The 25,559-nt window shown below is 74.3% G+C and carries 25 protein-coding genes; 12 read left to right on the forward strand and 13 right to left on the reverse strand.

Translation table 11 applies throughout. From position 1 onward, the window contains the following. Positions 1 to 62 precede the first annotated feature (62 nt). Both ACIPYQ_RS24320 and ACIPYQ_RS24325 read left to right on the forward strand, forming a co-directional pair. Positions 63 to 905 carry a GNAT family N-acetyltransferase gene (locus ACIPYQ_RS24320; protein WP_401254763.1) on the forward strand — a complete coding sequence of 281 codons (843 nt, stop codon included), beginning with the start codon at positions 63 to 65 and terminating at the stop codon, positions 903 to 905. Next, entirely contained in the window at positions 902 to 1,840 is a 939-nt protein-coding gene (locus ACIPYQ_RS24325) for a lysophospholipid acyltransferase family protein (RefSeq protein WP_401254766.1), read from the forward strand. The genes ACIPYQ_RS24320 and ACIPYQ_RS24325 overlap by 4 nt, the downstream gene beginning before the upstream one ends. Here ACIPYQ_RS24325 and egtD read toward each other — a convergent pair. From egtD to egtA, 4 genes are read right to left on the reverse strand one after another with little or no spacing between them, the layout of a single operon-like run. Beyond that, a complete protein-coding gene (gene egtD / locus ACIPYQ_RS24330; protein WP_401254769.1) occupies positions 1,723 to 2,697 on the reverse strand; it encodes an L-histidine N(alpha)-methyltransferase in 975 nt (324 codons plus the stop codon). The genes ACIPYQ_RS24325 and egtD overlap by 118 nt on opposite strands. Beyond that, on the reverse strand, positions 2,694 to 3,452 hold the full coding sequence (gene egtC / locus ACIPYQ_RS24335) for an ergothioneine biosynthesis protein EgtC (protein WP_401254772.1): 759 nt from the start codon (positions 3,450 to 3,452) through the stop codon (positions 2,694 to 2,696). Before egtC ends, egtD begins: the two co-directional genes overlap by 4 nt. Beyond that, positions 3,452 to 4,762 (reverse strand): ergothioneine biosynthesis protein EgtB, encoded by a 1,311-nt coding sequence (gene egtB / locus ACIPYQ_RS24340; RefSeq protein WP_401254775.1) that lies wholly within the window; start codon positions 4,760 to 4,762, stop codon positions 3,452 to 3,454. Before egtB ends, egtC begins: the two co-directional genes overlap by 1 nt. Then, on the reverse strand, positions 4,759 to 6,105 hold the full coding sequence (egtA, locus tag ACIPYQ_RS24345; RefSeq protein WP_401254778.1) for an ergothioneine biosynthesis glutamate--cysteine ligase EgtA: 1,347 nt from the start codon (positions 6,103 to 6,105) through the stop codon (positions 4,759 to 4,761). The genes egtB and egtA overlap by 4 nt, the downstream gene beginning before the upstream one ends. Before the next feature lie 106 nt (positions 6,106 to 6,211). On the opposite strand from egtA, the gene ACIPYQ_RS24350 reads away from it, so the two are divergent. Beyond that, positions 6,212 to 7,063 (forward strand): TIGR02452 family protein, encoded by an 852-nt coding sequence (locus tag ACIPYQ_RS24350; RefSeq protein ID WP_401254780.1) that lies wholly within the window; start codon positions 6,212 to 6,214, stop codon positions 7,061 to 7,063. Positions 7,064 to 7,196: 133 nt separating this feature from the next. Here ACIPYQ_RS24350 and ACIPYQ_RS24355 read toward each other — a convergent pair whose 3' ends face one another. The 6 genes from ACIPYQ_RS24355 to ACIPYQ_RS24380 form a co-directional block, all read right to left on the reverse strand. Then, on the reverse strand, positions 7,197 to 7,661 hold the full coding sequence (locus ACIPYQ_RS24355; protein ID WP_401254783.1) for a type II toxin-antitoxin system PemK/MazF family toxin: 465 nt from the start codon (positions 7,659 to 7,661) through the stop codon (positions 7,197 to 7,199). Positions 7,662 to 7,715: 54 nt separating this feature from the next. Next, positions 7,716 to 8,153, reverse strand: coding sequence for a hypothetical protein (locus tag ACIPYQ_RS24360; RefSeq protein WP_401254786.1), 438 nt, complete (start codon positions 8,151 to 8,153; stop codon positions 7,716 to 7,718). 145 nt (positions 8,154 to 8,298) lie between these two features. Then, positions 8,299 to 9,717 carry an amidase gene (locus ACIPYQ_RS24365; protein ID WP_401254788.1) on the reverse strand — a complete coding sequence of 473 codons (1,419 nt, stop codon included), beginning with the start codon at positions 9,715 to 9,717 and terminating at the stop codon, positions 8,299 to 8,301. 100 nt (positions 9,718 to 9,817) lie between these two features. Next, positions 9,818 to 10,486, reverse strand: a complete 669-nt coding sequence (locus tag ACIPYQ_RS24370) for a hypothetical protein (RefSeq protein WP_401254791.1) — start codon at positions 10,484 to 10,486, stop codon at positions 9,818 to 9,820. A gap of 73 nt (positions 10,487 to 10,559) precedes the next feature. Further along, positions 10,560 to 11,255 carry an alpha/beta fold hydrolase gene (locus ACIPYQ_RS24375; protein WP_401254794.1) on the reverse strand — a complete coding sequence of 232 codons (696 nt, stop codon included), beginning with the start codon at positions 11,253 to 11,255 and terminating at the stop codon, positions 10,560 to 10,562. 57 nt (positions 11,256 to 11,312) lie between these two features. Further along, entirely contained in the window at positions 11,313 to 12,569 is a 1,257-nt protein-coding gene (locus ACIPYQ_RS24380; protein ID WP_401254796.1) for an MFS transporter, read from the reverse strand. A gap of 320 nt (positions 12,570 to 12,889) precedes the next feature. Here ACIPYQ_RS24380 and ACIPYQ_RS24385 point away from each other — a divergent pair, with 320 nt between their 5' ends. The 5 genes from ACIPYQ_RS24385 to ACIPYQ_RS24405 all read left to right on the forward strand — a co-directional run bounded on the left by ACIPYQ_RS24385 (position 12,890) and on the right by ACIPYQ_RS24405 (position 19,304). Continuing rightward, complete coding sequence (locus ACIPYQ_RS24385; RefSeq protein ID WP_401254799.1) at positions 12,890 to 13,945, forward strand: LacI family DNA-binding transcriptional regulator; 1,056 nt, start codon at positions 12,890 to 12,892, stop codon at positions 13,943 to 13,945. Positions 13,946 to 14,198: 253 nt separating this feature from the next. Then, complete coding sequence (locus ACIPYQ_RS24390; protein WP_401254801.1) at positions 14,199 to 15,398, forward strand: thiolase family protein; 1,200 nt, start codon at positions 14,199 to 14,201, stop codon at positions 15,396 to 15,398. A gap of 270 nt (positions 15,399 to 15,668) precedes the next feature. After that, positions 15,669 to 17,108 carry an aldehyde dehydrogenase family protein gene (locus ACIPYQ_RS24395; RefSeq protein WP_401254804.1) on the forward strand — a complete coding sequence of 480 codons (1,440 nt, stop codon included), beginning with the start codon at positions 15,669 to 15,671 and terminating at the stop codon, positions 17,106 to 17,108. Positions 17,109 to 17,425: 317 nt separating this feature from the next. Further along, positions 17,426 to 17,836, forward strand: coding sequence for a thioredoxin family protein (locus ACIPYQ_RS24400; protein ID WP_361759229.1), 411 nt, complete (start codon positions 17,426 to 17,428; stop codon positions 17,834 to 17,836). 40 nt (positions 17,837 to 17,876) lie between these two features. Continuing rightward, positions 17,877 to 19,304: an NAD(P)/FAD-dependent oxidoreductase gene (locus ACIPYQ_RS24405; protein ID WP_361759226.1), complete on the forward strand. Its 1,428-nt coding sequence runs from the start codon at positions 17,877 to 17,879 to the stop codon at positions 19,302 to 19,304. Positions 19,305 to 19,528: 224 nt separating this feature from the next. On the opposite strand, the gene ACIPYQ_RS24410 is transcribed toward ACIPYQ_RS24405, so the two are convergent. Next, positions 19,529 to 19,729: a DUF5988 family protein gene (locus ACIPYQ_RS24410; RefSeq protein ID WP_401254807.1), complete on the reverse strand. Its 201-nt coding sequence runs from the start codon at positions 19,727 to 19,729 to the stop codon at positions 19,529 to 19,531. Between the two features lie 295 nt (positions 19,730 to 20,024). Between ACIPYQ_RS24410 and ACIPYQ_RS24415 the strand changes: the two genes are divergently transcribed. From ACIPYQ_RS24415 to ACIPYQ_RS24425, 3 genes are all read left to right on the forward strand, one after another. Continuing rightward, positions 20,025 to 20,564, forward strand: coding sequence for a hypothetical protein (locus ACIPYQ_RS24415; protein ID WP_401254810.1), 540 nt, complete (start codon positions 20,025 to 20,027; stop codon positions 20,562 to 20,564). A gap of 77 nt (positions 20,565 to 20,641) precedes the next feature. After that, entirely contained in the window at positions 20,642 to 22,378 is a 1,737-nt protein-coding gene (locus ACIPYQ_RS24420; RefSeq protein ID WP_401254813.1) for a hypothetical protein, read from the forward strand. A 73-nt stretch (positions 22,379 to 22,451) separates the two neighbouring features. Continuing rightward, positions 22,452 to 23,216 carry a metallophosphoesterase gene (locus ACIPYQ_RS24425; protein WP_401254815.1) on the forward strand — a complete coding sequence of 255 codons (765 nt, stop codon included), beginning with the start codon at positions 22,452 to 22,454 and terminating at the stop codon, positions 23,214 to 23,216. A 7-nt stretch (positions 23,217 to 23,223) separates the two neighbouring features. On the opposite strand, the gene ACIPYQ_RS24430 is transcribed toward ACIPYQ_RS24425, so the two are convergent. Further along, entirely contained in the window at positions 23,224 to 23,754 is a 531-nt protein-coding gene (locus tag ACIPYQ_RS24430) for a nuclear transport factor 2 family protein (RefSeq protein ID WP_401254817.1), read from the reverse strand. Next, positions 23,751 to 24,485: an SDR family oxidoreductase gene (locus tag ACIPYQ_RS24435; RefSeq protein WP_361764543.1), complete on the reverse strand. Its 735-nt coding sequence runs from the start codon at positions 24,483 to 24,485 to the stop codon at positions 23,751 to 23,753. The genes ACIPYQ_RS24430 and ACIPYQ_RS24435 overlap by 4 nt, the downstream gene beginning before the upstream one ends. Positions 24,486 to 24,624: 139 nt before the next feature. Between ACIPYQ_RS24435 and ACIPYQ_RS24440 the strand changes: the two genes are divergently transcribed. Further along, positions 24,625 to 25,557 (forward strand): helix-turn-helix transcriptional regulator, encoded by a 933-nt coding sequence (locus ACIPYQ_RS24440; RefSeq protein WP_401254822.1) that lies wholly within the window; start codon positions 24,625 to 24,627, stop codon positions 25,555 to 25,557. The last annotated feature ends 2 nt before the right edge of the window (positions 25,558 to 25,559 follow it).

Raw genomic sequence — 25,559 nt, forward strand, 5'->3', positions numbered from 1 at the left:
AGTAAAGGAGCCAGGCCACGCACCTGCCGGCCTGGCCCTCCGTGCCCGGATCAGGAGCCGCCATGACCATCGCACCCCTGTCCCCGTCCCCCCTTACCTCCCCCTCCCCGCTCACCGTCCCCGCCTCCCCCGCCCCCCTCACCCCCACCGCCCCCCGGGGCACCGCGCCGGCCGCCGGCCCCCACTACGCCGTACGCCTCGCCCGTGACGAGTCCGAGGTGCGCGCCGCCCAGCGCCTGCGCCACCAGGTCTTCGCCGGCGAGCTCGGCGCCCGCCTCGACGGGCCCGAGCCCGGCCTCGACTCCGACGCCTTCGACGCGTACTGCGACCACCTCCTCGTCGTCGAGGAGGAGACCGAGCAGGTCGTCGGCACCTACCGGCTGCTGCCCCCGGAGCGCGCCGCCGTCGCCGGCCGCCTCTACTCCGAGGGTGAATTCGACCTCTCCGCCCTCGCCCCCATCCGCCCCGACCTGGTCGAGGTCGGCCGCTCCTGCGTTCACCCCGACCACCGCAACGGCGCCGTCATCGCCCTGATCTGGGCCGGCCTCGCCCACTACATGGACCGCTCCGGGCACAACTGGCTCGCCGGCTGCTGCTCGATACCGCTCGCCGACGGCGGGGTCCTGGCCGCCGCCACCCGCGAGGCCGCCCTGACCCGCAGCCTCGCCCCCGAGGAGTACCGGGTCACCCCGCACCTCCCCTGGAAGCCCGAGGGCATCACCTTCCCCGACCGCATGGAGCTGCCCCCGCTGCTGCGCGGCTACCTGCGCCTGGGCGCCTGGGTCTGTGGCGAACCCGCCCTCGACGCCGAATTCGGCTGCGCCGACCTGTACGTGCTGCTCTCGCTGCGCCGTACCAACCCGCGCTACCTGAACCACTTCCGCTCGCTCGTCCCGGGCGCATGAGCGTCTGGCTGCCCACCTCGCCCTGCACCCCCGAGGCCTGTGCCGGCCACGAGGGGAGCACCGCGAGCGTCCCGCGGGCGGTGCTCAGGCTCGCCGCCGCCGTCGCCCTGATCCTGCTGGGGATCCTGGGCGCCCCGCCCGCCCGGCTGCTGCCGCCCGGCCCCCGGCACACGGTCGTACGGGCCTGGTCGGCCGCCCTCGTACGGGCCTTCGGCATACGGATCACCGTGCACGGCAGCCCGGGGCCGGGCGGCGGCCGCCTCCTCGTGCCCAACCACGTCTCCTGGCTGGACATCCCGCTCGTGGCCGCCGTCATGCCCTGCCGGATGCTGGCCAAGAGCGACATCCGCGCCTGGCCGGTCCTCGGCCGCCTCGCCGGGCGGGCCGGGACCCTGTTCATCGAGCGCGACCGGATCCGCGCCCTGCCCGCCACCGTCGAGACCCTCACCGGCGCGCTGCTGGCCGGCGACCGGGTCACCGTCTTCCCCGAGGGCTCCACGTGGTGCGGCCGCGCCCAGGGGACCTTCCGCCGGGCCGCCTTCCAGTCGGCGCTGGACGCGCGGGTTCCCGTACAGCCCGTGCGGCTCGCGTACCTGCTGTCCGACGGCTCTCCGGCCGGGGCGCCCGCCTTCGTCGGGGACGACCCGCTGACCGCCTCGCTGTGGCGGATCGCGCGGGCCCGCGGGGTACGGGCCGAGGTCAGGCTGCTGCCGCGGATCCCGCCGGGCCGGTACGCGGACCGGCGGGACCTCGCGGCAGCCGCTCAGCAGGCCGTGCTCGGAGCCTCAGCCCCGACCCTGCTGCCCGGCATACCCGCTCAGCCGGCCGCGCCGTCGGCGACCGACAAGGACAGCGCGAACCGGCCCGCCGCGTCCGTCCACCACTGGGTCAGCTCCAGTCCCGCCGCCGCCAACTCCTTCCGCACGCCCTCCTGACGGAACTTCGCCGAGACCTCCGTCAGGATCTCCTCACCCGCCGCGAACGGCACCACCAGATCCAGTGCCCGGATCTTCACCACCAGCTCCGCCCGGGCCCGCAGTCTCATCTCGATCCATTCCTGCTCCCTGTTCCACACCGCCACGTGCGCGAAGTCGGCGGTGTGGAAGTCCGCGCCCAGCTCCCGGTTGACGACCGCCAGCACGTTCTTGTTGAACTCGGCCGTCACACCCCGCGCGTCGTCGTACGCCGACACCAGCACGGCCTCGTCCTTCACCAGGTCCGTGCCCATCAGCAGCGCGTCCCCGGGCGACAGCATCGCCCGTACGGACGCCAGGAACACCGCACGCTCCGGCGGCAGCAGGTTCCCGATCGTGCCGCCCAGGAACACCACCAGCCGGGGCCCGGGGGAATCCGGCAGTTGCAGCGCGCGCGTGAAGTCCGCCAGCAGGGCGTGCACCCGCAGCCCCGGATGCGCCGCGAGCAATGTCTCGGCCGCGCCCCGCAGGGCGCTCTCGCTCACGTCCACCGGGACGTAGGTGTCCAGCGCGGGCATCGCCTCGATCAGGTGCCGGGTCTTCTCCGAGGACCCGGAGCCCAGCTCCACCAGCGTGCGGGCGCCGCTCTCGGAGGCGATCTCCCTGGCCCGCTCCAGCAGGATCTCCCGCTCCGCGCGGGTCGGGTAGTACTCGGGCAGCCGGGTGATCTCCTCGAAGAGCTCGCTGCCCCGCGCATCGTAGAACCACTTGGGCGGCAGCACCTTGGGGAAGCGGGTGAGCCCGTTGAGTACGTCCGTGCGCAGCGCGGTCTCCGCCGCGTGCTCGTCGAGGGTCCGGGTCAACTGGAAGTTGGTCACGGGGAGTTCTCCTTGAGCGGGGTCAGTTCGACCCGCGTGCGGGTGGCGGTCAGCAGGGTCCGGTCGGGCACTTCGCACCACCGGGGGTCTTCGTCGTACGGCTCGGAGGCCACCACGGTGCGCCGGGCGCCCGCGTCGGCCAGGTACCAGAGCGAATCCCCCCACGCCGTGGCGGCGATCGCGGTACCGTCCGTCACCAGCAGGTTCAGCCGCGAGCCGGGAGCCGCCGTGGCCAGCTCCCGGACCGGCTCGGCGAGTGCCGTGCCCAGGTCGTCGCCGGCCCGCAGCCGGTGCAGGACCAGTGCCCAGACCAGCGCCGAGTCGGTGCGCGCGGCCAGCCGGAGCAGGTCCTCGGGCGGCAGACCGGCCGCGAGCGGGGCCGCCGTGTCGGGCCAGCCCCGTATCGCGCCGTTGTGGCTGAACAGCCACGGCCCCTCCGCGAACGGTGCGGCCGCCGCCTCCCCGTCGGCCCCGGGCAGCGTGGCGTCCCGTACGGCGGCCAGTACGGCCCCGCTGCGCACCACCCGGGCGAGATCGGCGAAGGCCAGGTCGGACCAGATGGGCCCGGACCGCCGGTAGCGGGCGGGCACCGGGTCGCCCTCCGCGTACCAGCCGATGCCGAAGCCGTCGGCGTTGACCGTGCCGGACCGCTGCCGGCGCGGCTCCCAGGACTGGCGCACCAGCGAGTGCTCGGGCTCGCTCAGCAGCCTCCCGAGCTCCACCACCGGTCCCAGGTAAGCGAGATGACGGCACATCAGACATCCCTCGCGGTTCGGAAGCCGGAGAAGATCTGCCGCCGCACCGGAAGGTCCCAGTTGCGGAAGGTGCCCCGGCAGGCCACCGGGTCCACCGCGAAGGAACCGCCCCGCAGCACCTTGTGCTCCGGGCCGAAGAACACCTCCGAGTACTCCCGGTACGGGAAGGCCCGGAACCCCGGGTACGGCAGGAAATCGGACGCGGTCCACTCCCACACGTCGCCGATCAGCTGGCGCACCCCGAGCGGGGAGGCCCCGGCCGGGTAGCTGCCCGCGCGGGCCGGGCGCAGGTGGCGCTGCCCCAGATTGGCCAGGGACGCGGTCGGGTCCGCGTCGCCCCACGGGTAGCGGGCCGAGCGGCCGGTCGCCGGATCGAACCGGGCGGCCTTCTCCCACTCCGTCTCGGTGGGCAGCCGCCGCCCCGCCCAGCGGGCGTAGGCGTCCGCCTCGTACCAGCTGACGTGCAGCACCGGCTCGTCCTCCGGCACCGGTTCGGTCACCCCGAAGCGGCGGCGCAGCCACTGGCCCGCCTCCCGGTGCCAGAACAGCGGGGCCTCGATGGAGTGTTCGCGGATCTGCTGCCAGCCCGGAGCCGCCCACCAGCGGGGCTCGCGGTAGCCGCCGTCCGCGATGAAGGCCAGATAGGCGGCGTTGGTCACCGGCACCGTGTCGATCCAGAAGGGCGCGACGTCCCGGACGTGCGCGGGCCGCTCGTTGTCCAGCGACCACGGCTCGGCGGAGGTGCCCATGGTGAACGGGCCGCCGGGGACGAGGACTTCGGCGTCGCGCGGCGGATCGTACGGGGCGTCCGGATCCGGCGCGGTCAGCACGGGCGCGCCCTGCCGCAGCTGATGGGTGATCAGCATCGTTTCGTCGTGCTGCTGTTCGTGCTGGGCGATCATCCCGAAGGCGAAGCCGTCGTCGAGGAGCGCACTGCCCTCCAGCGGGGTGTGCTCCAGCAGGTCGAAGACCCGGCCGCGCACCTCGGCCGCGTACCGGCGGGCCTCCCCGGGCCCGAGCAGTGGCAGCTTGGGCCGCTCGGCGCGGGGATGCTCGAAGGCGTCGTAGAGCGGATTGATCTCGGGGCGCATGGACTCGCGCCCGGCCACGTTGCGCAGCAGCCAGAGCTCCTCCTGGTTCCCGATGTGCGCCAGGTCCCAGACGAGCGGGGACATCAGCGGCGAGTGCTGGGCGGTCAGGTCCGCGTCGCTCACGGCGTCGGTGAGCCCGGCCGTGCGCACGCGCGCGGCGGTCAGGGCGGCGGCCGCCCGCTCCCGCAGGGCTTCCCGGGACGGGTGCGAGGTGGTCATCGGCGGGCCTCCTTCCGGGCGGGCTCCAGGGAGGACGCGTCGTCGGCCGGGCAGCGGCCGCGCAGCACGAAGCGCTCGGTGAACGCCCCGACCGTCTCCTGGACGTGCTCGCTCGCGCCCAGCCGGGGCAGCGCCTCGGCGGCGGCCAGGAAACAGGCCGTCGCGGCCGTCCGCAGCTCCGGATCGGCGAGGCCGTGCCGGGCGGCGGACCGCCACAGCGGATTGCGGGGAGAGGGCCGCGGGCCGTGCGCGTCGGACAGCGCCTTGGTCGCCCGGTACGCGGTCTCGGCGGCCTCCGGATCGTCGAACAGCGCGTGCACGACGGCCACCGGGACCAGCCAGCCGTCGTCGCCCGGCTGCGCGTCGATCATCCGCAGCTCCAGGTGGCCGCGCGGCCGCACCGGTGGGAACAGCGTGGTGAGGTGGTACTCCAGGTCCTCGACGGTGGGCGGCCGCAGGGCGGGGCGGCCCGCGAGGGCGGAGTGCGCCGGCTGCCCGAGGTCGCCGCCCGTGCGCAGCCAGTCGCGGAAGGTCGTGCCGCGCGGGATCTCCCACGCCTCGCCCTCGTACGACCGGACGCACATCAGCTCGGTGTCCAGCGCCTGCCGCGTCCACCCGGCCCGCGGCTCCGCGTCCAGCGGCGGGGCGAGCGCGCGCCGGCTGTCGATGTCGCTCCAGACCCCCTGGCGGGCGCAGCGCCAGCCGGCGTACGGGCCCTCGTGCGCCGGGGAGTTGGCGAAGGCGGCCACGAGGACCGCGCCCAGCAGGTGCGCGAGCCGCCAGCGCCGGCCGTGGCCGAGCACGCCCGGCTCCTCGTACCCGGCGTCCACGCAGACCTGTACGGAGGCGGAGGCGCACATCATGACGCGCCCGGCCGGGCCGGTGCGGTCGAAGTAGGCCTCCATCGCGTCGTAGCGCGGGCTGTTCAGCAGCCGGCGGTAGGGGAGCCGGGGGTCGCGGCCGAGGCCGCGCAGGACCAGTCCGCGGGCCAGCAGGGCGCCTCGTACGGCGGTGAGGTCGGCCTGCAGGCCGTCCACGCATCCGCTGAGCGAGGCGGCGGGGGCCGAGCTGAGTTCGAGCTGGCCACCGGGTTCGACGGTCAGCCGCGAGTTCAGTGGCAGGGCGCGGGCGGCGGCGTGCGCGGCCCGCAGCCGCTCGGCGGACAGGGGCTGTTCGGGCCGTTCGGCATCCACGACCAGCCATTCGAGCTCGGCGCCGATGAGGCGCGGCGGGCCGGTCTTGAAACAGATGCCGTGGATCAGCTCCTCCGCCTCGGTTTCGGTGAGGGAGGGGGCAGGGGGTATGGCGGGCGGGTATGGGGGAGTGGGTGAGTCCTGGGACATACCGGGTCCTCGTCTCCTGTCGTCGGCCGTGACTTCACCCGTGCCTACCCCTCCCTGGGGCACTAATTCCTTTGCCGCCGGTGGCCGGGGTGCGGAGGATGGCGGCGTGAGCAGCAGATTGCGCGAGATCGCGCGGGAGAACGCGGAGATCCTGGCGGCCGGTGGGTACCGGACGCGGTCGGGACGGCAGGTGTCCCTTGCCGCCGCCCTGGCGGACGCCAAGGCCGGAACCAGGATATATGGACCAAACCGGGTCGTTCCAGACGAAGAGATCGTTCGTGGGAGCGGGCCGACGGCCGTCGAGGTCACGGGCGAGAGCACCACGGTCGCGGCCCGCAGGCTCGCGACGGGCGGCCCGGATGCCGCGGCGGGCCCGGAGACGGTCCCGGTGGCGGCCCTGAACTTCGCCTCGGCCCGCAATCCCGGGGGTGGTTACGTCCGCGGGGCCAAGGCCCAGGAGGAGGCGCTGTGCCGCGCCTCGGCCCTCTACGAGACGCTGCTGGAGGCCCCGGAGTACTACGAGGTCCACCGGGCGGAACGCAGCACCTTCTACACCGACCGGGTGATTCACTCGCCCGGGGTGCCCGTCTTCCGCGACGACCGGGGCGAACTGCTGGAGACCCCGTTCCGGGTCGGTTTCCTCACCTCGCCCGCCCCGAACGCGGGCACGATCCGCCGCCAGGAGCCGCAGCGGGTGGCCGAGATCCCCGGGGCGCTGGTCCGGCGGGCGGAGCTCGTACTGGAAGTTGCGGCGCTGCACGGATACCGGCGGCTGGTGCTGGGGGCGTGGGGCTGCGGGGTCTTCCAGAACGACCCGGCGGAGGTGGCCGAGGCTTTCCGGGGGCTGCTGGCGGGCCGGTTCGCGGGGGTATTCGAGCGGGTGGTGTTCGGGGTGCTGGACCGCAAGCCCGAGCCGCGCGAGGCGTTCGAGAGGGCCTTCGCCGGCTTCGGGGTCTGAGGACGGGCACTGGGCCGCTGGTGACCGGTGACGGGTGACCGCGGCCGCCTGCGCCCGTCCGGCCGGCGCGCCTGTCCGTCCCGCGCCCGTCCGGCCGCCTGCGCCCGTCCGTCCCGCGCCCGTCCGTCCCGTGCTACGTCCAGCCGTAGCGCTCGCGCAGCCGGTCGACGACCAGCCCGAAGCGTCCGCGGTCCAGCGCACAGGCCTCGCGCCGCATTCCCGACTCGTGCACCCGGAGCACCCGGTCGACGTCCACCCAGGACTCCCGGCCCGCGCTGTCCCACGGGCCGGTCCCGATCGGCACCCACTCCCGGTCGTGGTCGTGCCGCTTGCTGGACAGCTGTACGGCGAGCAGGGTCCGCCCGCCCGCCTCCCGCGCGACGACCAGCACCGGGCGGTCCTTCCCGCGTCCGTCGTTCTCCTCGAAGGGGACCCAGGTCCACACGATCTCGCCGGGATCGGGGTCCCCGTCGGGGTCGGGCGCGTACTCGGTGCGCACGGGGCCGATGGCGCGGGGGTTGGCCTCGGTGGTGGCCGTGTCCCCGTCGCGGCCGGGCTGGTCGGTGTAGCCGTTGCCGTGATGCGAAAGTGCCGTCATCCCGCCGAGATTACCGGGCCGGCAACCGCGACCCTGTGCAGCCGGGTCCGGCGGTCAGGTCATGTCCGACTCCCGGTGCGAGCCCATGCACAGCGCCCAGACGACGAAGAGGTTGACGACGACCAGCACCAGCGCCCACCAGGGGTAGTACGGGATCCAGAGGAAGTTGGCGATCGCGCCCAGGCCGGCGACCATGATGCCGAAATAGCGGCCCCACAGGGCTCCGGCGAGCACGGCGCAGCCGGCGACGACGAGGGCGATGCCCAGAATGAGGTGGACCCAGCCCCAGCCGGTCAGGCTGAACTCGAACACGTAGTGGCGCGTCACGACGAACAGGTCGTCGCTGGCGACGGCAGCGATCCCTTCGAGGAACGCCATCGCCCCTCCGAAGATCATCAGCACTCCCGCCAGGAGGGTGGTACCCGACGTGGGTGCGTGCCAGGGGCGCGGTTGCCCGTGGCCTGCCTGGGGCCTGCTGGCGTCACTGGCCATTTCGATCTCCTTGGGTGCAGGGCCGGCCGAGTGGCCGGACCGGCGAGATCCCCCCATTCAGCGTGTCACGGAGGCTCACTGTCGGCATTCCGGCCCGCGGCCCTCGAAGGCCGGCCTGTGACCGCGCACGCCCGGCCCGCGGCCCTCACACGCCGGCCCCCACCGGGTCCGGCCGCCGCGCCGCCCAGCCCCGCGCCGCCTCCAGCTGCGCGGCCAGCGCCAGCAACAGCGGCTCCGAGTCCGCCGGACCCAGCAACTGGGCGCCCATCGGCAGCCCCTCGCCCGTGAACCCCGCCGGGACGTTCACCCCCGGCCACCCCAGGACGTTCCACGTCCAGGCGTACGGGCAGGCGGCTATCATCGCGCGGTCCGTGGCCATGGCCCCCAGTCCCGCCAGCGCGCCGACGCGCAGCGGCGGTGTGGCCGTCGTGGGGGTCAGCACCACGTCGAAACGGCCGAAGATCTCGCCCACCCGGTGCCGCAGCGCCGACTCCGCCCGCCGGGAGACCCGCAGGGCCAGCCCGCCCAGGATCCGGCCGGTCCGTACCGCTTCGTGCGTGCGCGGGTCCAGCAGCGCCGGATCCGGCACCCGCGCCGCCCAGTCCCGTACGCCGCTGGTCGCGCGCGGTACGAAGGTCAGGCCGATCGGGCCGTACCGCGGGTCCTCCGGGACCACCTCGTGCCCCAGCGACTCCAGCAGCCCGGCCAGCCGCTCCACCGCGGAGCGCACCCGCGGGTCCAGCGACTTGGGCGTGGCCGTGAAGGGCATTCCGAAGGAGAGGGCGATCCGCAGCCGGCGCGGGGTGCGCCGGGCCGCCTCGACCGCCGAGATGCGGGCCGGGCGGTGCAGGTCCTCGGGGTGCTGGCCGCTCGCGGCGTCCAGCAGGAGCGCCGCGTCGGCGACGGTGCGGGCCAGGACGCCGTTGACCGTGAGCCCGTGGAAGGATTCCGGCTCCGGCCAGGTGGAGATGCGCCCGCGCTGCGGTTTCACGCCGACCAGATGGGTCCAGGCCGCCGGGATCCGGACCGAACCGGCTCCGTCCGAGCCCAGGGCCGCCGGAACCAGGCCGGCCGCCACGGCCGCCGCCGAGCCGCCCGAGGAGCCGCCGGGCGAGTAGGCCGGGTTCCACGGATTGCGGGTCTCGCCGAAGGCCTCGCCCTCGGTGAAGGGCCACTGGCCGAGCTCCGGCGTCTGGGTCTTGCCGACGATGACCGCACCGGCCGCGCGCAGCCTCCGTACCGCCTCGCTGTCGGCGGTCTTCGGGGCGAAGGACCCGGCGCAGCCGAAGGCGGTCGGCTCCCCGGTCACGTCCATGTCGTCCTTCACCGCGAGCGGTACGCCCAGCAGCGGCAGCCGCTCTCCCGCGGCCAGCCGCCGGTCCGCCGCGTCCGCCTCGGCGAGCGCGGCGTCGGCGCGCACGGTCCGGAAGGCGTTCAGCTCCGGCTGCGCCGCCGCGATCCGGTGCAGCGCCTCCTCCGTCAACTGCCGTGCGGACACACTGCCTTCGGTGAGCGCGGCGGCCATTTCGACCAGGCCGGCCGAAGAAGCTGAAGAATCCGGCATCGCGAACCACTCCCCCTATTACCGTTCGGTAGGTAGACGGTACGGGGGACCCGCCGGGCACGACTACCCGTGAAGGCCCCGATGTTGGGGGCCGGGGCGGTCAGAGCAGGGACGAGACGTCCTCGCCCCAGGAGGAGAGCGTGTCGACGGCCCGCCAGCGGTGCGGGCCGGCGCCGAAGGCCGCGGCGAGGACCTGGTCGCGGTGGGCGGGGCCCCGGTCGGCCAGGGCGGGCAGCCGGAGCAGCGGCAGGAGCGCGCCGAGGGCCGCCTCGCGTATCTCGGGGGAGCCGGACGTGAGGAAGGGGCGCACGGCCGCGTAGAACTCCGGCGCGAGGTCGAGGAACGCGTCGAGGTCCTCCTGGTCGCCGTAGGGCCGCCCTTGCTGGGCCATCGCGTCGACGACCGAGTCCCCCAGCCAGCTCATCAGGCCGGCGCGCAGCGGGAACGGGGTCTGCGGACCCAGGTCGTACACCTCGTGGACGCTGCGGTCGGTGACCTGCGCCAGGGTCCGCGGGTCCCCCAGGATCGCGGCCACGTACCGGGCCGCGGGAGCCGTGGCGGTGTAGAAGACGTTCCCGCGGACGAGGGCTTCGGCCAGGCACCGCAAGGCGAAGCCCTGGACGTCCGGGTCGTCGTCCAGCAGCTCCCGCAGGATCACCGGCGTCTCCGGTGCCACGTCCGGGCAGCAGTGCTCCACCGCGTTCCAGTCCGTCTGCAGCAGGAGGGCCCCCGGGTCCACCCGGCCGTCGTGTTCGGCGTCATCGTTCATGGCACCAGTCTCGCAACCGCCACTGACACCGGGCGGCCCCGCCGTCCGCGGAGACCGCCCCGTGCCGGCAGACCTAGATCCACCCCTCCAGGGAGGCCATGAACCCGTCGAAGTCGTCGCGGTGGATGGTGTGTCCGGCCCCGGCGACCGAACGCACCTGGAAACCTCGGCTCTTGAGCAGCTGCGCCCGCTCCTGTGAGATCAACTGGCTGGGGTCGGCGAGCTGCACCAGCGACGGGACCACCGGCGCGGCCGGCATCAGGTCGGCGCCGAGCAGCGGGGCGAGGCTCAGGGCCGTCTGCTCGTCCCACAGCGCCAGGGTCGCCAGCTCGATGTCGACGTCCACGTCCTCCCAGCGCGGACTCATCGCCCGGATCTCCTCCCTGGTCGCCGACTTGAACCGGGCCAGCAGCTCCGGTCCGAAGCCCTCCGAGGGAGCGGCCAGGTGCCAGCCGGGGTCGGAGTACACCGCCCGGCGCGGCCTCAGCCGGTCCACCGCGAGCGACAGGGTCAGGCCACCGAGGGAGTGGCCGATGGCGAGCTCGGCGCCGGCCGGCAGCGTCTCGACCACGTCGTCCGCGTACAGCTCGGGGCCGTACGCGCCGCGGCCGCTGGCCCCGTGGCCCCGCAGGTCCACCGCGATGACGCGGTAGCCGTGGTCGGCGAGGGCGGGGCCGACCCGACGCCACGTCCGGTGGTCGGCCATGATGCCGTGGATCAGGAGGGCGATGCGGTCGCCCTCGCCCCAGGTGTGGGTGTGCAGCTGCACGGTGGTGCCCTTCTCGGTGGTGTGAACGGTATCGGGTGAGCGGTGTCGGGTGAGCGGTCAGCGCACGCTGCGGATCGGCTTCACCGCCAGCGCCCCCGCCACCGCCAGCACGGCCGCCACGACGAACAGCGCGGTGTACCCGCCACTGAGCGAGACGATCACCGAGGCGATGAACGGGGCGACGATCTGCGGGCCGGCGTTGGCGATGTTGAGCACGCCCATGTCGCGGGCCGCGTCCTCGGCCTTGGGGAGCACCATCGTCACGAGCGCGGTGTCCACGGCCATGTAGCAGCCGAACGCCAGCCCGTTGACCACGGAGAAGGCCAGCATCGCGGTCCAGCTGGTCGACACGGCCGGGATCACCAGCGCGACGGCCGACAGCAGTGCGGAGGCGCCGACGAAGAGCTTGCGGCGGTCGAACCGGTCGGAGAGGTATCCGCCGAGGACCGTGGAGAGCACCATCGCCACACTCGTCAGCGGCATCATCACCGCCACCGCGGCCTCCGGCTTCATGCCGGCGGGCAGCACGGTGTGGTCCTGCAGGATGTAGAGCTGGTAGCCGGTCACCGCGAAGTACCCGAGGACGAGCAGCGCCCGCCCGATGAAGGCCCACCGGAAGTCGTGGTGGCGCAGTGCGCTCGCGAAGGCGCCGAGCTGGGCCCGTACGGGCATCGGGGCGCGGGCCGGGAGCCGCTCCTCGCGGCTGCAGGCGGTGAAGAGGACGGCGGCCCCCGCCACGAGCGCGCCGAACACGAGGTACCCGGTGCGGTAGTCCTCGGAGAAGGCCGCGCCGAGCAGCGCACCGAGGGTGGAGCCGAAGGGCAGGCCGAGGCCGACGGCCGCCGAGGCCTTGCCGCGGGCGCTCAGGGGCACCCGGTCGGGCACCACGGAGGTGAGGGCCGCCTGGTAGACGTTCATGACGGCCTGGCCGAGGCACCAGGCGATCGTGATCAGCAGGATCGTGTCGGCGAAGCCGAGCAGGAACATCGCCGGGACGGCGGCCAGCCCGCCGCCGAGGATCCAGGGGTTGCGCCGTCCGCTGCGGTCGGACAGGGCGCCGGCCACGGGGTTGAAGACCGTGGCGAAGATCGCCGATACCCCTGCGATCAGGCCGAAGTTGGACACCTTGTTCGCCGGGTCGATGTCCTCGACCTGGAGTGCGAGCAGAACGCCGGCCACGCCGACGTAGAGCGCGTACATGGCGCTGTTGCCGACGAGCAGCAGGGGGAGCAGGCCGCGGCGTGCGGGGCCGGGTCCGGTGGACGCGTCGGTGGTGGCGGCGGTGGAACCGGTGCCGGGGGAGGAAAGGGCCACGGTGCCCTCCTGGGCGGTCGCGGGCGGACGAAGGGAAGGGGGGAGGGGCGGGCTGGATGTGATGAGGGCGCGGTGCCGGGTGCGGTGGGGGTGCGCGCCGCCCCGTCGCGACGGCGGGGGTGCGACGGAGCGCGACAGGGCGGCGGCACGGCGGACCACGTGCCGGGGCACGTGCGGTGACACCTCCGTCGGCACGTCCGTCGACGAGGATGTGACACCGTGGTTACACGTGTCAATGACTCGTGTAACCACTGTGTAGCATTCGTTTCCGGCCATTCGCTAGCCCCTGGGCCCAACCGGTCTGGAAAGATGCCACGGCAATGTCTCAGTCATCGAAATCGCCGAAGCCGCAGACCCCGGCCTCCGGATCGACCACGCCGCCGCCTCCCGTTCCGACCAGCGCCGACGTGGCCCGCCTCGCGGGCGTATCGCGCGCGACGGTCTCGTACGTGCTGAACAACGCGGAAGCCGTACGCATCAGCGAGCCGACCCGCCGCAAGGTCCGCGAGGCCGCCGAGGAACTCGGTTACGTCCCGCACGCGGCCGCCCGCAGCCTGCGTGCCGGGCACACCCGGATCGTGCTGCTGCCCACCCCGAACGTGCCGATCGGCCCGCTCTACAGCGCCTTCCTCAACGAACTGCAGTGGGCGCTGCGCCGCCTCGACTACACCGTGGTCCAGTACGGGAGCCTCGGCCTCAGCGGCGACGAGGCCGTGCGGGCGTGGGCGGAGCTGCGTCCGGTGGCGGTGATATCGCTCGGCGAGATCACCCTCTCCGCGCACAACGTCGCCACCCTCAAGCGGGCCGGGGCGCGCGCGGTCATCACCCTGGGCCCGGTCGGCGTGCCCGGGGCGCACGCGCTGGTCATGGACCAGCAGGAGGTCGGCGCCCGGGCCGCGGCCCATCTCGTCGAGCGGGGCCGGCGGCGGATCGGGGTGGTCGTCCCCGAGGAGGAGGGGCTGGAGCTGTTCTCCGCGCCCCGGCTCGCGGGCGCCCGCTCCGTGGCGGATGCGGGGGGCGCACGGGTCGAGCCCGTGCCGATGGCCTACTCGGAGGAGTCGGCCGCGGCGCTCGCGGCCCGCTGGCGCGGCCTCGGGCTGGACGCGGTGTTCGCGTACAACGACGAGTACGCCATGCTGCTGATGCGGGCCCTCCAGGACGAGGGGCTGCGCATCCCCGAGGACGTCGCCGTCATCGGCGCCGACGACCTGCTCATCGGGAGGCTGCTGCGGCCCCGGCTGAGCACGGTGCGGATCGAGATGCCGACCGGTGACCACCTGGCGTCGCTGGTGGACCACGCGGTGCGCGACCCGTCGGAGGTCACCGAGCGGCGCGACCTCATGGCGGCCGAGGCCGTCCACCGCGAGTCGACCTGACGGAGCCCCCCGCCGGGCCACGTCCGCCCGCCGGGTCGCGGGCCGGGGTCGCGCGTCGGGTCGCACGGGCGGGGTGGCGTGCAGGAGGCCGTTGACAGGCGGTGACGTGCGGACGGAGACTGCGGGCGCGCCCCACCGGGCGTGCCCGGCGGCGTGTCGCGATGCCCACACCGGCGTCGTGCCCACACCGGCATCGGTGCCCACCCGGCACCGATGCGCCACCGCCCGTACGGATCCGCCCAGGAGAGACCCCATGAGCATCCGCACCGTCCGCGACGTCTACGTCGTCGACGCCGTCCGCACCCCGATCGGCAAGTTCGGCGGAGCCCTCGCCGGCGTCCGCCCGGACGACCTGGCCGCGCACGTGGTGCGCGCGCTGGTGGACCGTACGCCCGATCTCGATCCGGCCCGCATCGACGACGTGGTCTTCGGCGACGCCAACGGCGCGGGCGAGGACAACCGCGACGTGGCCCGGATGGCCGTCCTGCTGGCCGGCCTCCCGGTGAGCGTTCCCGGGGTCACCGTCAACCGGCTGTGCGGGTCCGGCCTCGAAGCCGTGATCCAGGCCGCCCGCGCCATCGCCCTGGGCGACGCCTCCGTGGCCATCGCGGGCGGCGTCGAGTCGATGAGCCGCGCCCCCTGGGTGGTCCAGAAGCCCGAACGGGCCTTCCCCGCCGGACACCAGCAGATGTGGTCCACCACCCTCGGCTGGCGGATGACCAACCCGCGGATGCCCGCCGAGTGGACCGGCTCGCTCGGCGAGGGCGCCGAACTCGTCGCCGACAAGTACGCCGTCACCCGCGAGGCGCAGGACGCCTTCGCCCTGGAGAGCCACCGCAAGGCCGCGGCCGCCTGGGCCGACGGGCTGTACGACGGCGAGGTCGTGCCGTACGGGGGAGTGGACCTGGTACGGGACGAGTGCATCAGGGAGGGTTCCACCCCCGAGGCCCTGGCCCGGCTGAAGCCCGCCTTCCGGACGGACGGCCGGGGCACGGTCACGGCCGGCAACGCCTCCCCCCTCAACGACGGCGCCGCAGCCCTGCTGTTGACCGACGAGGCGGGCCTGGCCGCCACCGGCCGGGAGCCGCTCGCCCGGATCAGCGCCTCCGCCGTCACCGGGATCGAGCCCCAGCTCTTCGGGCTCGGCCCGGTGGACGCGGTGCAGCGGGCCCTCGGCAAGGCCGGCCGCGGGCTGTCGGACCTCACCGTCCTCGAACTCAACGAGGCTTTCGCGGCCCAGGCGTTGGGCTGTCTGGCGGCCTGGCCGGAGCTGGATCCGGCCGTGGTCAACCCGCGCGGCGGCGCCATCGCGATCGGCCACCCGCTCGGCGCCTCGGGCGCGCGGCTGGCCGGATCGGTCGCCCACCAGCTGGCGGCGGCCGGCTCCGGTACGGGCATGGCGGCGCTGTGCATCGGCGTCGGGCAGGGCATCGCGCTGGTCCTGGAGCGCTGAGCCCGCTCAGGCACCGCTGAGCGCCGCTCAGGCACCGCTGAGCGCCGCTCAGGCACCGCTGAGTCCCGCTCGGGCAGCGCTGATCCCCGCTCCGGCACCGCCCTGGTGGCGCACCCGCCCCACCAGGGCGTCGACCATTTCCGGTCAGCGCCCGCCGTCAACTGCCCAATAACTGAACAGAAGTGGAGCCTCCGGTCTGGCACGATGACGCGTGCTGCCGCCCCCCCCTCGCCCGGCACCCCGCCCATCCCCACCCGGAGGCCCCGCGCCATGCCGCTCCTCGACCCGACACTCTGGCAGGACGGACCCACCCTCACCGGCGGCGCCGCGCCGGTCGTCGAACCCGCAACCGGCCGCACCCTCGCCACCCTCGACCTCGCCGCGCCCGGCGACGTGGCGGAGGCCGCCGTACGGGCCCGGGCCGCGCAGCACGACTGGGCGCGCACCACCCACCTGGAGCGGGCGGCCGTGCTGCGCCGCGCCGGGGACCTGTTCGCCGCCCACGCCGACGAGCTGCGGGAGTGGCTGGTCCGCGAATCCGGCTCGATCCCCGGCAAGGCCGGCTTCGAACTGCACGTCGCCGCCCAGGAGTGCTACGAGGCCGCCGCGCTGGCCTCGCGCCCGGTCGGGCAGGTGCTGCCCAGCGAGGCACCGCGACTGTCCTTCACCCGCCGGGTCCCGGCCGGGGTGGTCGGGGTCGTGGCCCCCTTCAACGCCCCGCTGATCCTGGCGATCCGCTCGGTCGCGCCGGCGCTGGCGCTCGGCAACGCGGTGCTCCTCAAGCCGGACCGGCGGACCGCCGTCTGCGGCGGCCTGGCGCTCGCCGCCGTGTTCGCCGCCGCCGGACTTCCCGCCGGGCTGCTGCACGTCCTGCCCGGGGGCGCCGAGACGGGCGCCGCCGTGGTCGTCGACCCTCGGGTCCGGGTGGTGTCCTTCACCGGATCCACCGCCGCCGGCCGCACCGTGGGAGAACTGGCGGGCCGTCATCTCAAGCGCGCACACCTGGAGTTGGGCGGCAACTCCGCCCTCGTCGTGCTCCGCGACGCCGACGTCGAGGCCGCCGTCGCCCAGGCGACCTGGGGCAGCTTCTTCCATCAGGGCCAGATCTGCATGACCGCCGGGCGGCACCTCGTCCACGCCTCGCTCTACGACGAGTACGTCGAGCGGCTCGCCGTGCGCGCCGAGGAACTGGCCGTGGGGGACCCGTACCGCGAGCAGGTCCACCTGGGCCCGCTGATCGACCGCGCCCAGGTGGAACGCGTACACGCCCTCGTGGAGGCCAGCACCGGAGCGGGGGCCAAGCTCGTCGCCGGCGGTACCCACCGGGACCTCTTCTACCGGCCGACCGTCCTGGCGGGCGTCGGCGACGACACCCCCGCCTACGCCGAGGAGGTCTTCGGCCCGGTGGCGCCCGTACGCTCCTTCGCGACGGAGGACGAGGCGGTGGCTCTGGCCTCCGCGGGCCCCTACGGCCTCTCCCTCGGGATCGTGACCCGGGACGCGGCGCGCGGGCTCGACCTGGCCGAGCGGATCCCCACCGGGATCGCGCACGTCAACGACCAGACGGTCAACGACGAGGCCGTCGCCCCGTTCGGCGGAGTCGGCGCCTCCGGCACCGGCGCACGTTTCGGCGGCGAGGCGAACCTGGACGCCTTCACGGAACTGCGCTGGACCACGGCCCGCAGCACCCCGGCCGGCCACCCCTTCTAGCCCTTCCAGGCACCGCCCCGCCCCACACCGGTCCTTCGCCGGATCTCCGGATCCGGCGAAGGGACACGGGCCGGATGTCCCGGAGATTCCGGACAGGTCGAGCAGGTCGGCCGCGTTCGTGTCGAGGATCATCGCGGCCTCCTCCTCGGTGAGCCCCGACTCGGAGACGTACGCCGGGTGGATGCACAGGACGGCGCCACACGCCGGTCGAGCTCCTCGTACACGGGGCGGGCCGGTCGGGGCGGCCGGCCCCCGGAATGCCCGGGGCCGGTCGTTCGTTCAAGGAGCAGTCGGCTCAATCAGGAGGTCTGGACACCGTGGCTACAGTCGAGCTCACCAAGGAAAACTTCGACCAGACGGTCAGCGAGAACCCGTTCGTGCTGATCGACTTCTGGGCGGGCTGGTGCCGGCCGTGCCTGCAGTTCGCGCCGGTCTACGAGAGGGCCTCCGAGGCCCACCCCGACCTGCTCTTCGCGAAGGTGGACACCGAGGCGCAGCAGGAGCTGGCCGGTGCCTTCCAGATCACTTCGATCCCAACCCTGATGATCGTCCGGGACCAGGTGGCCATCTTCGCCCAGCCCGGCGCCCTGCCCGAGGCGGCGCTGACCGACCTCATCGGGCAGGCCCGCGCGCTCGACATGGACGAGGTGCGCGCCAAGATCGCCGCCACGCAGCAGGGCGGCGCGCAGGCCCCCGGCACCCGGGAGAACGGCACGCCGGAGGCCTGAGTGCGTGACGCGGCAGCGGACCGGCGTGACACTGGCCCGTATGACTGAAGCCGTGGAGTACGACGTCGTGGTGCTCGGCGGGGGCCCGGCCGGCGAGAACATCGTCGACCGGACCCGCGCCGCCGGGCTGAGCACGGCGCTCGTGGAGAGCGAACTGGTGGGCGGCGAGTGCTCGTACTGGGCCTGTGTGCCGAGCAAGGCGCTGCTGCGCCCGGTGCTGGCCCGGGCCGACGCCCGCCGGGTGCCGGGACTGGCGGGGGCCGTCGAGGGGCCCCTGGACACGGCGGCGGTGCTGGCGCACCGCGACTACTGGACCGGTGACTGGAAGGACCAGGGCCAGATCGACTGGCTCGATTCCATCGGGGTCCACGTCTACCGCGGCCACGGCCGGCTCTACGGGAACCGCAAGGTCGCCGTCACCAGCCCGGAGGGCGAGCACCACGTACTGGCGGCCCGGCACGCGGTGGTCGTCGCCACCGGCACCAGGGCCCTGATCCCGGACCTGCCCGGCATCACGGGAGCCCGCCCGTGGACCAGCCGTGAGGCGACCTCCGCCCAGGGGGTCCCCGGCCGGCTGCTGATCGTGGGCGGCTCCGTGGTGGCCGCCGAGATGGCCACGGCCTGGCAGGGCCTCGGATCGCAGGTCACGGTGCTGGTGCGCGGCTCCGGGCTGTTGCCGCGGATGGAGCCCTTCGCGGGAGAATTGGTGGCCGACGCGCTGCGCGAGGCCGGGGCGGTGGTCCGTACGGACGTGGCTGTCGAGGCGGTCGTGCGGGACGGCTCGACCGGTCCCGTCCGGGTGGTGCTGGAGGGCGGCGAGACCCTGGAGGGCGACGAACTGCTGATGGCGACCGGCCGGGCGCCGCGGACCGACGACATCGGGCTGGAGACCGTGGGTCTGCCCGCCGGGACGTGGATCGACGTCGACGACACCTGCCGGGTGCCCGGCCACGACTGGCTGTACGCCGTCGGGGACGTCAATCACCGGGCGCTCCTCACCCACCAGGGCAAGTACCAGGCCCGGATCGTGGGCGCCGCGATCGCCGCACGCGCGGCGGGCGACCCGCTGGACACCGCTCCCTGGGGCGCGCACACGCCGACCGCGGACACCCGCGCCCTCCCGCAGGCGGTCTTCACCGACCCGGAGGCCGCCGCGGTGGGCCTGACCCTGGCCGAGGCCGAACGGGCCGGCCACCGGGTGCGCGCCGTCGACTACGACCTGTCCAAGGTCTCCGGCGCCGGGCTGTACGCCGACGGCTACCGCGGCCGGGCCCGGATGGTCGTCGACCTCGACCGGGAGGTCCTCCTCGGGGTCACCTTCGTCGGCCCGGGCGCCGCCGAGCTGATCCACGCGGCCACCATCGCGGTCGCCGGGGAGGTTCCGGTCGAGCGGCTGTGGCACGCGGTGCCGTCCTTCCCGACCATCAGCGAGATCTGGCTCCGGCTGCTGGAGACCTACCGGGGGTGAGGCCGGGGCGACGCGGGGGGTGGGGGGGGGGGGGGCCCCCGGCCCCCCCCCCCCCCGGCAATGGGCGGTGTGGGTGGCGGGCCACCACAACGGTACCGGGCGTCGCCCTAGGGGGCCGTCCGGGGGAGCGGCCGGGGGGGGGGGGGGGGGCCCGGGGGGGGGGGGGGGGGGGGGGGGGGGGGGGGGGGGGGGGGGGGCCCCCCCCCCCCCCCACCCCCCGCCCGTCATTCGGCGATCTCGGTGCGTTCCCACCACTCGTAGACCTGCAGTCGCCCTTGTGGGCCGTCCTGCTGCCGCGCGGTGGGCTTGAAGTGCTCGTATCCGCCGCGGTGCGGGACCTTGAGGTCCTCTCCGGGCGAGGCGATCGGGACGATCCGGTCCGGGAGATCGTCCGGGCCGCCCTCCAAGGCTGCCTTGTTCGTCATGGCCCCAGTGTTGCCACGCACGGGGTCGCGCGCATCACGAGGGCGGTCGGGCCGGCCGGACCGACCGCGCCCGGAACCGGAGCGGGCGGCGGCCGGCGCGCCGACCCGACGGAGGCCTCGCCATCGGGGCCGCGGCACGGTTCGGCGGTCGCACAAACGGAAGTTGACGGACCCTCATGGCGGCGGTGGTGCGGGCACGAGGGGGTTCAAGCTTGATCGAAATTAGGTTAGCCTTACCTCAGTTCTGGCGCTTCCGTACCGGAAACCACTCCCGCACCTGAAAGGTGTTCCAGTGATGCGTGCTGCCTCCCTGCCCCGTACCGCCGCCCGCGCGGCCGTCGCCGCCTCCGCCGCCGTCGCGCTCGCCGTCGGCGCGGCCGGCTCCGCCTCGGCCGCCACCTCGACGCGTACGGTCACCGACGGCGCGGCCACCTTCAACCTCAGCGTCACGGCGCCCTCCTCCGCCGCCGCGTCCGGTCAGAACGTCACGGTCACCGGCAGCGGCTTCAACACCGGCAAGGGCATATACGTCGGCCTCTGTGCGGTCAACGGCGCCCAGGGCGCGAACAAGCCCACCCCCTGTCTGGGCGGCTCCGACCAGTCCGGCACCACCGGCGCCTCGCACTGGATCAACAACATCTTCGGCGGGACCCTGGCCAACACGTCCAAGTACGGTCCGGGCGGCACCTTCAGCGTCACCATCCACGTCAAGGCCGACCTGGGCGGCGGCCAGATCTGCGGCGAGACCGTCCAGTGCGCCGTCGTCACGCGCGCCGACCACTTCAACTCGTCCAACCGCAAGTACGACGTCCACGTCCCGGTGACCTTCAACTAGGCCGTCCGGCCCGGCCCGATCGGGGCCCGGGCTCCGGTATCGCTCCGGCATCCGTCCGACCCGTCGACGAGGAAGTCATGACACCCCGACACCCCCTCACCCCCGGCCGCCGCACGGGCACCGCCTCCGCCGTGCTCGCGCTCGTGCTCGCCTCGGCCGCCACCGGCGCCGGCCCCGCCTCGGCCGCCGGGGGCGAGGGGGCCGACGTACCGCAGGGTGCCGTCGTGTACCGGCCGGTGGCGCAGTTCACCACCGCCGGGAAACCGCGCGACCTGCTGCTTCACCCCGACTCGAAGAAGCTGTACGTCGGTTCGGACGACCTGCCCGAGACCGCCGAGGCCAACGAGGGCGGGCTGCACGTCCTGGACCCCGCCGACGGCAAGCTGCGCAGCAGTGTCGGGCAGGCCCCGGGCCCCACCGGCACGCTCGGCCGGCGGGCCGTACGGCAGCTCGTCGCCCCGCTGCGCGGCGACGGCGCGGTCTTCGTCTATCCGCTGCGCGGCATCGGCACCGCCAAGGACGGCGACGCCGCGGCGGCGGGCGCGTGGGTGCCGGGTGCGGCCGTCACCGACGCCGCCCCCGGGCTCACCCCGTCGACGGTGCTGGTCGCGCAGGGCTCCGTCCTGTCGGAGGTCGACATCGCGACCGCGACCGTCAAGCGGTCCGTGACCCTGGCGGGCGGCGAGGAGTTCGCGGTCGACGCGGCGCGCGGCGCGGTCTGGTTCACCGACGTGGGCAACCGCCGGATGTACCGGGTCGACACCGCCGCCTTCCAGGTCACCAAGACCGTGGAACTCCCGGCGGGAGAGGGCTTCGGAGGGTTCACGGAGGTGGATCCGGAGACCGGCGCGGTGTGGGTCGGACTGGACACCTCCGTCGTCGTCCACGACGCGACCGGCAAGCGGCTGCGCACCATCGAGGGTGTCGACATGCCCCGCGCGGCGAGGTTCGACACCGCCACGCACGAGGCGTTCGTGGTGTGGCAGGACGCGGGGGACACCTCGCAGCCGGGCAGCGACAACAACGGAACGCTCACCGTCCACCGCACCGGCGACCTCCAGGAGGCGGCGAAGCCCGTCGTACTCCCGGGCAACCACGCGCAGTTGGGCAGCGCGGCCGTGGCCGTCGAGCCCGGCGGCGCGGTCGTCTTCGTCGCGGACCCGGCGGGGGCGAGGATCACCCGGCTGGAGCGGTCCACACCCCCGAAGGTCACCCGGAGCCCGGCGGACCGGTCGGTCACGGCCGGATCCGAGGTCGCGCTGACCGCGTCGGCCGAGGGGACCCCGCGGCTCACCGTCGCCTGGCAGGTCAGCACGGACGCGGGCCGGACCTGGCGGGCCGTGCCGGGCGCCACCTCGCCGACCCACACCTTCACGGCGGCGGCCGCCGACCACGGCAGCCGGTACCGGGCGGAGTTCACCAACGACGCCGGGACCGCCCGCACCGAAGCCGCCACGCTCACCGTCACCGCCGCGGACGCCACGACCGGCGGCGGCGCCTCCACCGGAGGGACGGACGGCGGATCCGGCACGTCCGGGAGCACGTCCGGGGGTACGTCGGGAAGCACGACCGGAGGCACGGGCGGTGGTTCGGGCGGTGGTTCGGACACGAGTGCCGGCGTAGGGTCGGTGGACGGCTCGGCCGGAGGTTCCGTGGGCGGTACGGTCGGCGGTACGGGCGCCACCCCCACCGGCGGTGCGCTCGCATCCACCGGAGCCACCGTCGCCTCCCTCGCCGCGGGCGCGGCCGTCCTCACGGCGGGTGGCTGGGTGCTGGTACGCCGCACGCGCCCGCGGAAGACCACCCGAGCCTGAGTCCCGGCGCGGGCCGCCCTGTTGAATGGGTGTCGAACGCATCTCTTGACCAGAGACGAAGGAGACACCGCTCGTGATCGTGATCGCCCACCTCAGCGACGTCCATCTCGACGGGGGCCCGCGCGCAGCCGACCGCACCCGCGCCGTCATGGAGTACCTCGACGGTCTGCCGTACGACCTGGACGCCGTGCTGGTGAGCGGGGACATAGCCGACCACGCCGCCGCCGCCGAGTACGAGGAGGCCGCCAAACTGCTGCGCTCGCGGCACCCGCTGGTGATCTGCCCGGGCAACCACGACGACCGGACCGCCTTCCGGCAGGGCCTGCTGGGGGAGGATGCCCCGTCCGCGGCGCCGGTCGACCAGGTGCTGCGCGGCGCCGGCTTCGTGCTCGCGGTGTGCGACTCCTCCGTACCCGGCGCGGACCACGGCCTGCTGGAGGAGTCCACGCTGGCCTGGCTGGACGGCGTACTGACCGACACTCCGCAGGAGACCCCGGTCCTGGTCGCCTTCCACCACCCGCCCGTGCCGCTGCACACCCCGTACGTCGACGAGATCCGCCAGTTCGGCGAGGAGCGGCTCGCGGCCCTGGCCGGACGGCACCCGCACCTCACCGCCTTCCTGTGCGGGCACGCCCACACCGCGGCCGCCACCACCTTCGCGGGGCGGCCCGTGCTGGTGGCGCCGGGCGTGGTCTCCACCCTGCGGCTCCCGTGGGAGCACCCCTCGGCCGGCTCCGAGCACGTCCACCTCGACGAACCGCCCGCCGTCGCCTTCCACTTGCTGGGCGACGACGGGCGGCTGACGACCCACTACCGGGTGGTCGTGGACCGCCGGTAGCCGCGTCCTACTCCCCGGCGGGCAACGGAATCTCCGGCGCGAAGGCCCCGAGCGCGTCCTCCCCGCCGGTCCACAGGACACCGAGCCGCTGGCGGACCAGGAGCCAGCCGTCCGGCCCCCGGCGGAACTCCCATGCGTACGGGCCGCCCATCGAGTAGGTGGCGGAGGTCGTCCCGGACGCGGTGACCGCGACGAACCACATGTAGCCGATGCCGCTCGCGCGGTCACCCTCCACCTCGAAGTGCATGTTGAGGAGGTGGTGCTGCATGCCCGGATAGGGTGATTCGGCCTCTTCCACGGTCGCGCGGATCGCCTCCTTCCCGCGGGTCTCGCCCCACGGCCCGAACTCCAGCACCGCGTCGTCGGCCCAGCAGTCGATCCAGGTCTGCCAGTCCTTGCGGTCCAGTGCCCGCCAGCCGCGGACCAGCAGGCTACCCAGAGCCTCCTTGTCCTCCAGGACCTGCAGCCTCCGGACCAGGATGTCGTACTCGGCCGCCGTGGGCACCGCCTCGGCGCCCTGCCTCCCGGCGGGAGTCACCGGGCGCTCGCGGCCGGGCGGACGACGATCTCGTTCACGTCGACCTCCGGAGGCTGGGAAACGGCGTAGGCGATCGCCTCCGCGACGGCCGAGGCCGGCAGTGCCACGGCGCGGTAGGCCTTCATCGCCTCCCTGGCCTCCGGATCGGAGATGCCGTCCGCGAGTTCGGACTCGGTCACGCCGGGGGAGACCAGGGTGACCCGGACCTCGCCGCCGGACTCCTGCCGCAGGCCTTCGGAGATCGCACGGACGGCGAACTTGGTGGCGCAGTAGACGGCGGCCGTGGGGGAGACCTCGTAGGCGCCGACGGAGGCGATGTTCACGATGTGCCCGCCGCCCTGTGCACGCATCACCGGCAGCGCGGCGGCGATCCCGTGCAGGACGCCCCGCACGTTCACGTCGATCATCCGGTCCCACTCGTCGGTCCTGAGCGCTGCCAGCGGGGAGAGGGGCATCACCCCCGCGTTGTTCACGAGGGCGTCGATCCGGCCGTACTCGTGGCACGCCGCGTCGACGAACGCGCGCACGTCCGCCGCGTCGGTGACGTCCAGCGTCCGGAAGGCGGCGGTGCCGCCCTCCGCGGTGATCTCCTCGACCAGCCGTTCCAGCCGGCCGGTGCGGCGCGCACCGAGCAGGACCCGGTGTCCGTCCGCGGCCAGCCGGCGTGCCGTGGCCTCCCCGATGCCGCTGCTCGCGCCGGTGACGGCCACGGTCATGGCGGTCTGCTTCATGTCTGTTCCTCCTTGTGGCCGGCTTGCGGCCGGCTCGCCCTCCGGAGTCTGGGCGGCTGAGGAAGGAGGGACCAGGACAGGCCGTGCCGGGGTACGACGCACCCAGGCAGGCGCCGAAGGAGCGGTCTAGCCTGGCGTGATGACAGGCAACGCCCTCGGGGACTTCCTTCGCGCGCACCGTGCACGGCTGCGGCCCGACGACGTCGGACTGGCCTCCTACGGCCCGCGCCGGGTGGCCGGGCTGCGGCGGGAGGAGGTCGCCGTCCTCGCCGGCATGAACTCCGACTACTACGCCCGTCTGGAACAGGGCCGCGAGCGGAGCCCCTCGCCGCAGATCCTCGACGCGATCGGCTCCGCCCTGCGCATGGACCACGACGCGCGCGACCATCTGTTCCGGCTGGCGGGCACCCTGCCGGACGGGCAGCGGACCCGGCCGAGCGAGACCGTCAGCCCGGCGCTGCGCCAATTGCTGGACGGGTACGCGCACACCCCGGCCTTCGTCCTCAACCCGGCGCTGGACCTCCTGGCGGCCAACAGCCTGGCCGACGCGCTCTTCTCGCCGTTCGAGGAGGCGGACAACCTCGCCCGCATGACCTTCCTCGACCCCGCGGGCCGGTCCTTCTACGCTCAGTGGCAGCGGGCGGCCGAGGCGGTCGTCGCCGCCCTGCGCCAGTCCACCGGCCTCGCACCGCACTACCCGCGCCTGCGCGAACTGGTGGGCCATCTCACCGGGGCCAGCGAGGAGTTCGCCGCGCTCTGGGCGGCGCACACCGTCTACGGAAAGACCCTCGACGCCAAGGCACTCGTGCACCCGGAGGTGGGCGCCCTGTCCCTCACCTACCAGTCCTTCGACGTACGGGGAGCCCCCGGCCAGCAGGTGGTGATCTACCACGCGGAACCGGGGAGCCCCAGCGCCCACGCGCTCTCGCTGCTCGGCAGTCTGAACGCAACCGGCCCGTCAACCGGCCCGTCAACCGGCCCGTCAGCCGGCCCGTCAGCCGGCCGGGCAATCGGCCGGTCAACAGGCCCGTCCGGCACCGGAGTTCACCGGACCGGACGGGCTCGGGCGTGAGC

Source organism: Streptomyces sp. NPDC090045 (assembly GCF_044747975.1).
Lineage (GTDB): Bacteria > Actinomycetota > Actinomycetes > Streptomycetales > Streptomycetaceae > Streptomyces.

Excerpts from the sequence above, each read along its gene's own strand:
- egtA (WP_401254778.1), bottom strand. The coding sequence starts at position 6,105 with ATGTCCCAGGACTCACCCACTCCCCCATACCCGCCCGCCATACCCCCT.
- ACIPYQ_RS24405 (WP_361759226.1), top strand. The coding sequence starts at position 17,877 with ATGACTGAAGCCGTGGAGTACGACGTCGTGGTGCTCGGCGGGGGCCCG.
- ACIPYQ_RS24395 (WP_401254804.1), top strand. The coding sequence starts at position 15,669 with ATGCCGCTCCTCGACCCGACACTCTGGCAGGACGGACCCACCCTCACC.
- ACIPYQ_RS24420 (WP_401254813.1), top strand. The coding sequence starts at position 20,642 with ATGACACCCCGACACCCCCTCACCCCCGGCCGCCGCACGGGCACCGCC.
- ACIPYQ_RS24385 (WP_401254799.1), top strand. The coding sequence starts at position 12,890 with ATGTCTCAGTCATCGAAATCGCCGAAGCCGCAGACCCCGGCCTCCGGA.
- ACIPYQ_RS24360 (WP_401254786.1), bottom strand. The coding sequence starts at position 8,153 with ATGGCCAGTGACGCCAGCAGGCCCCAGGCAGGCCACGGGCAACCGCGC.
- egtC (WP_401254772.1), bottom strand. The coding sequence starts at position 3,452 with ATGTGCCGTCATCTCGCTTACCTGGGACCGGTGGTGGAGCTCGGGAGG.
- ACIPYQ_RS24410 (WP_401254807.1), bottom strand. The coding sequence starts at position 19,729 with ATGACGAACAAGGCAGCCTTGGAGGGCGGCCCGGACGATCTCCCGGAC.
- ACIPYQ_RS24440 (WP_401254822.1), top strand. The coding sequence starts at position 24,625 with ATGACAGGCAACGCCCTCGGGGACTTCCTTCGCGCGCACCGTGCACGG.
- ACIPYQ_RS24390 (WP_401254801.1), top strand. The coding sequence starts at position 14,199 with ATGAGCATCCGCACCGTCCGCGACGTCTACGTCGTCGACGCCGTCCGC.
- ACIPYQ_RS24365 (WP_401254788.1), bottom strand. The coding sequence starts at position 9,717 with ATGCCGGATTCTTCAGCTTCTTCGGCCGGCCTGGTCGAAATGGCCGCC.
- ACIPYQ_RS24435 (WP_361764543.1), bottom strand. The coding sequence starts at position 24,485 with ATGAAGCAGACCGCCATGACCGTGGCCGTCACCGGCGCGAGCAGCGGC.
- egtB (WP_401254775.1), bottom strand. The coding sequence starts at position 4,762 with ATGACCACCTCGCACCCGTCCCGGGAAGCCCTGCGGGAGCGGGCGGCC.
- ACIPYQ_RS24320 (WP_401254763.1), top strand. The coding sequence starts at position 63 with ATGACCATCGCACCCCTGTCCCCGTCCCCCCTTACCTCCCCCTCCCCG.
- ACIPYQ_RS24355 (WP_401254783.1), bottom strand. The coding sequence starts at position 7,661 with ATGACGGCACTTTCGCATCACGGCAACGGCTACACCGACCAGCCCGGC.
- ACIPYQ_RS24325 (WP_401254766.1), top strand. The coding sequence starts at position 902 with ATGAGCGTCTGGCTGCCCACCTCGCCCTGCACCCCCGAGGCCTGTGCC.
- ACIPYQ_RS24370 (WP_401254791.1), bottom strand. The coding sequence starts at position 10,486 with ATGAACGATGACGCCGAACACGACGGCCGGGTGGACCCGGGGGCCCTC.
- ACIPYQ_RS24415 (WP_401254810.1), top strand. The coding sequence starts at position 20,025 with ATGCGTGCTGCCTCCCTGCCCCGTACCGCCGCCCGCGCGGCCGTCGCC.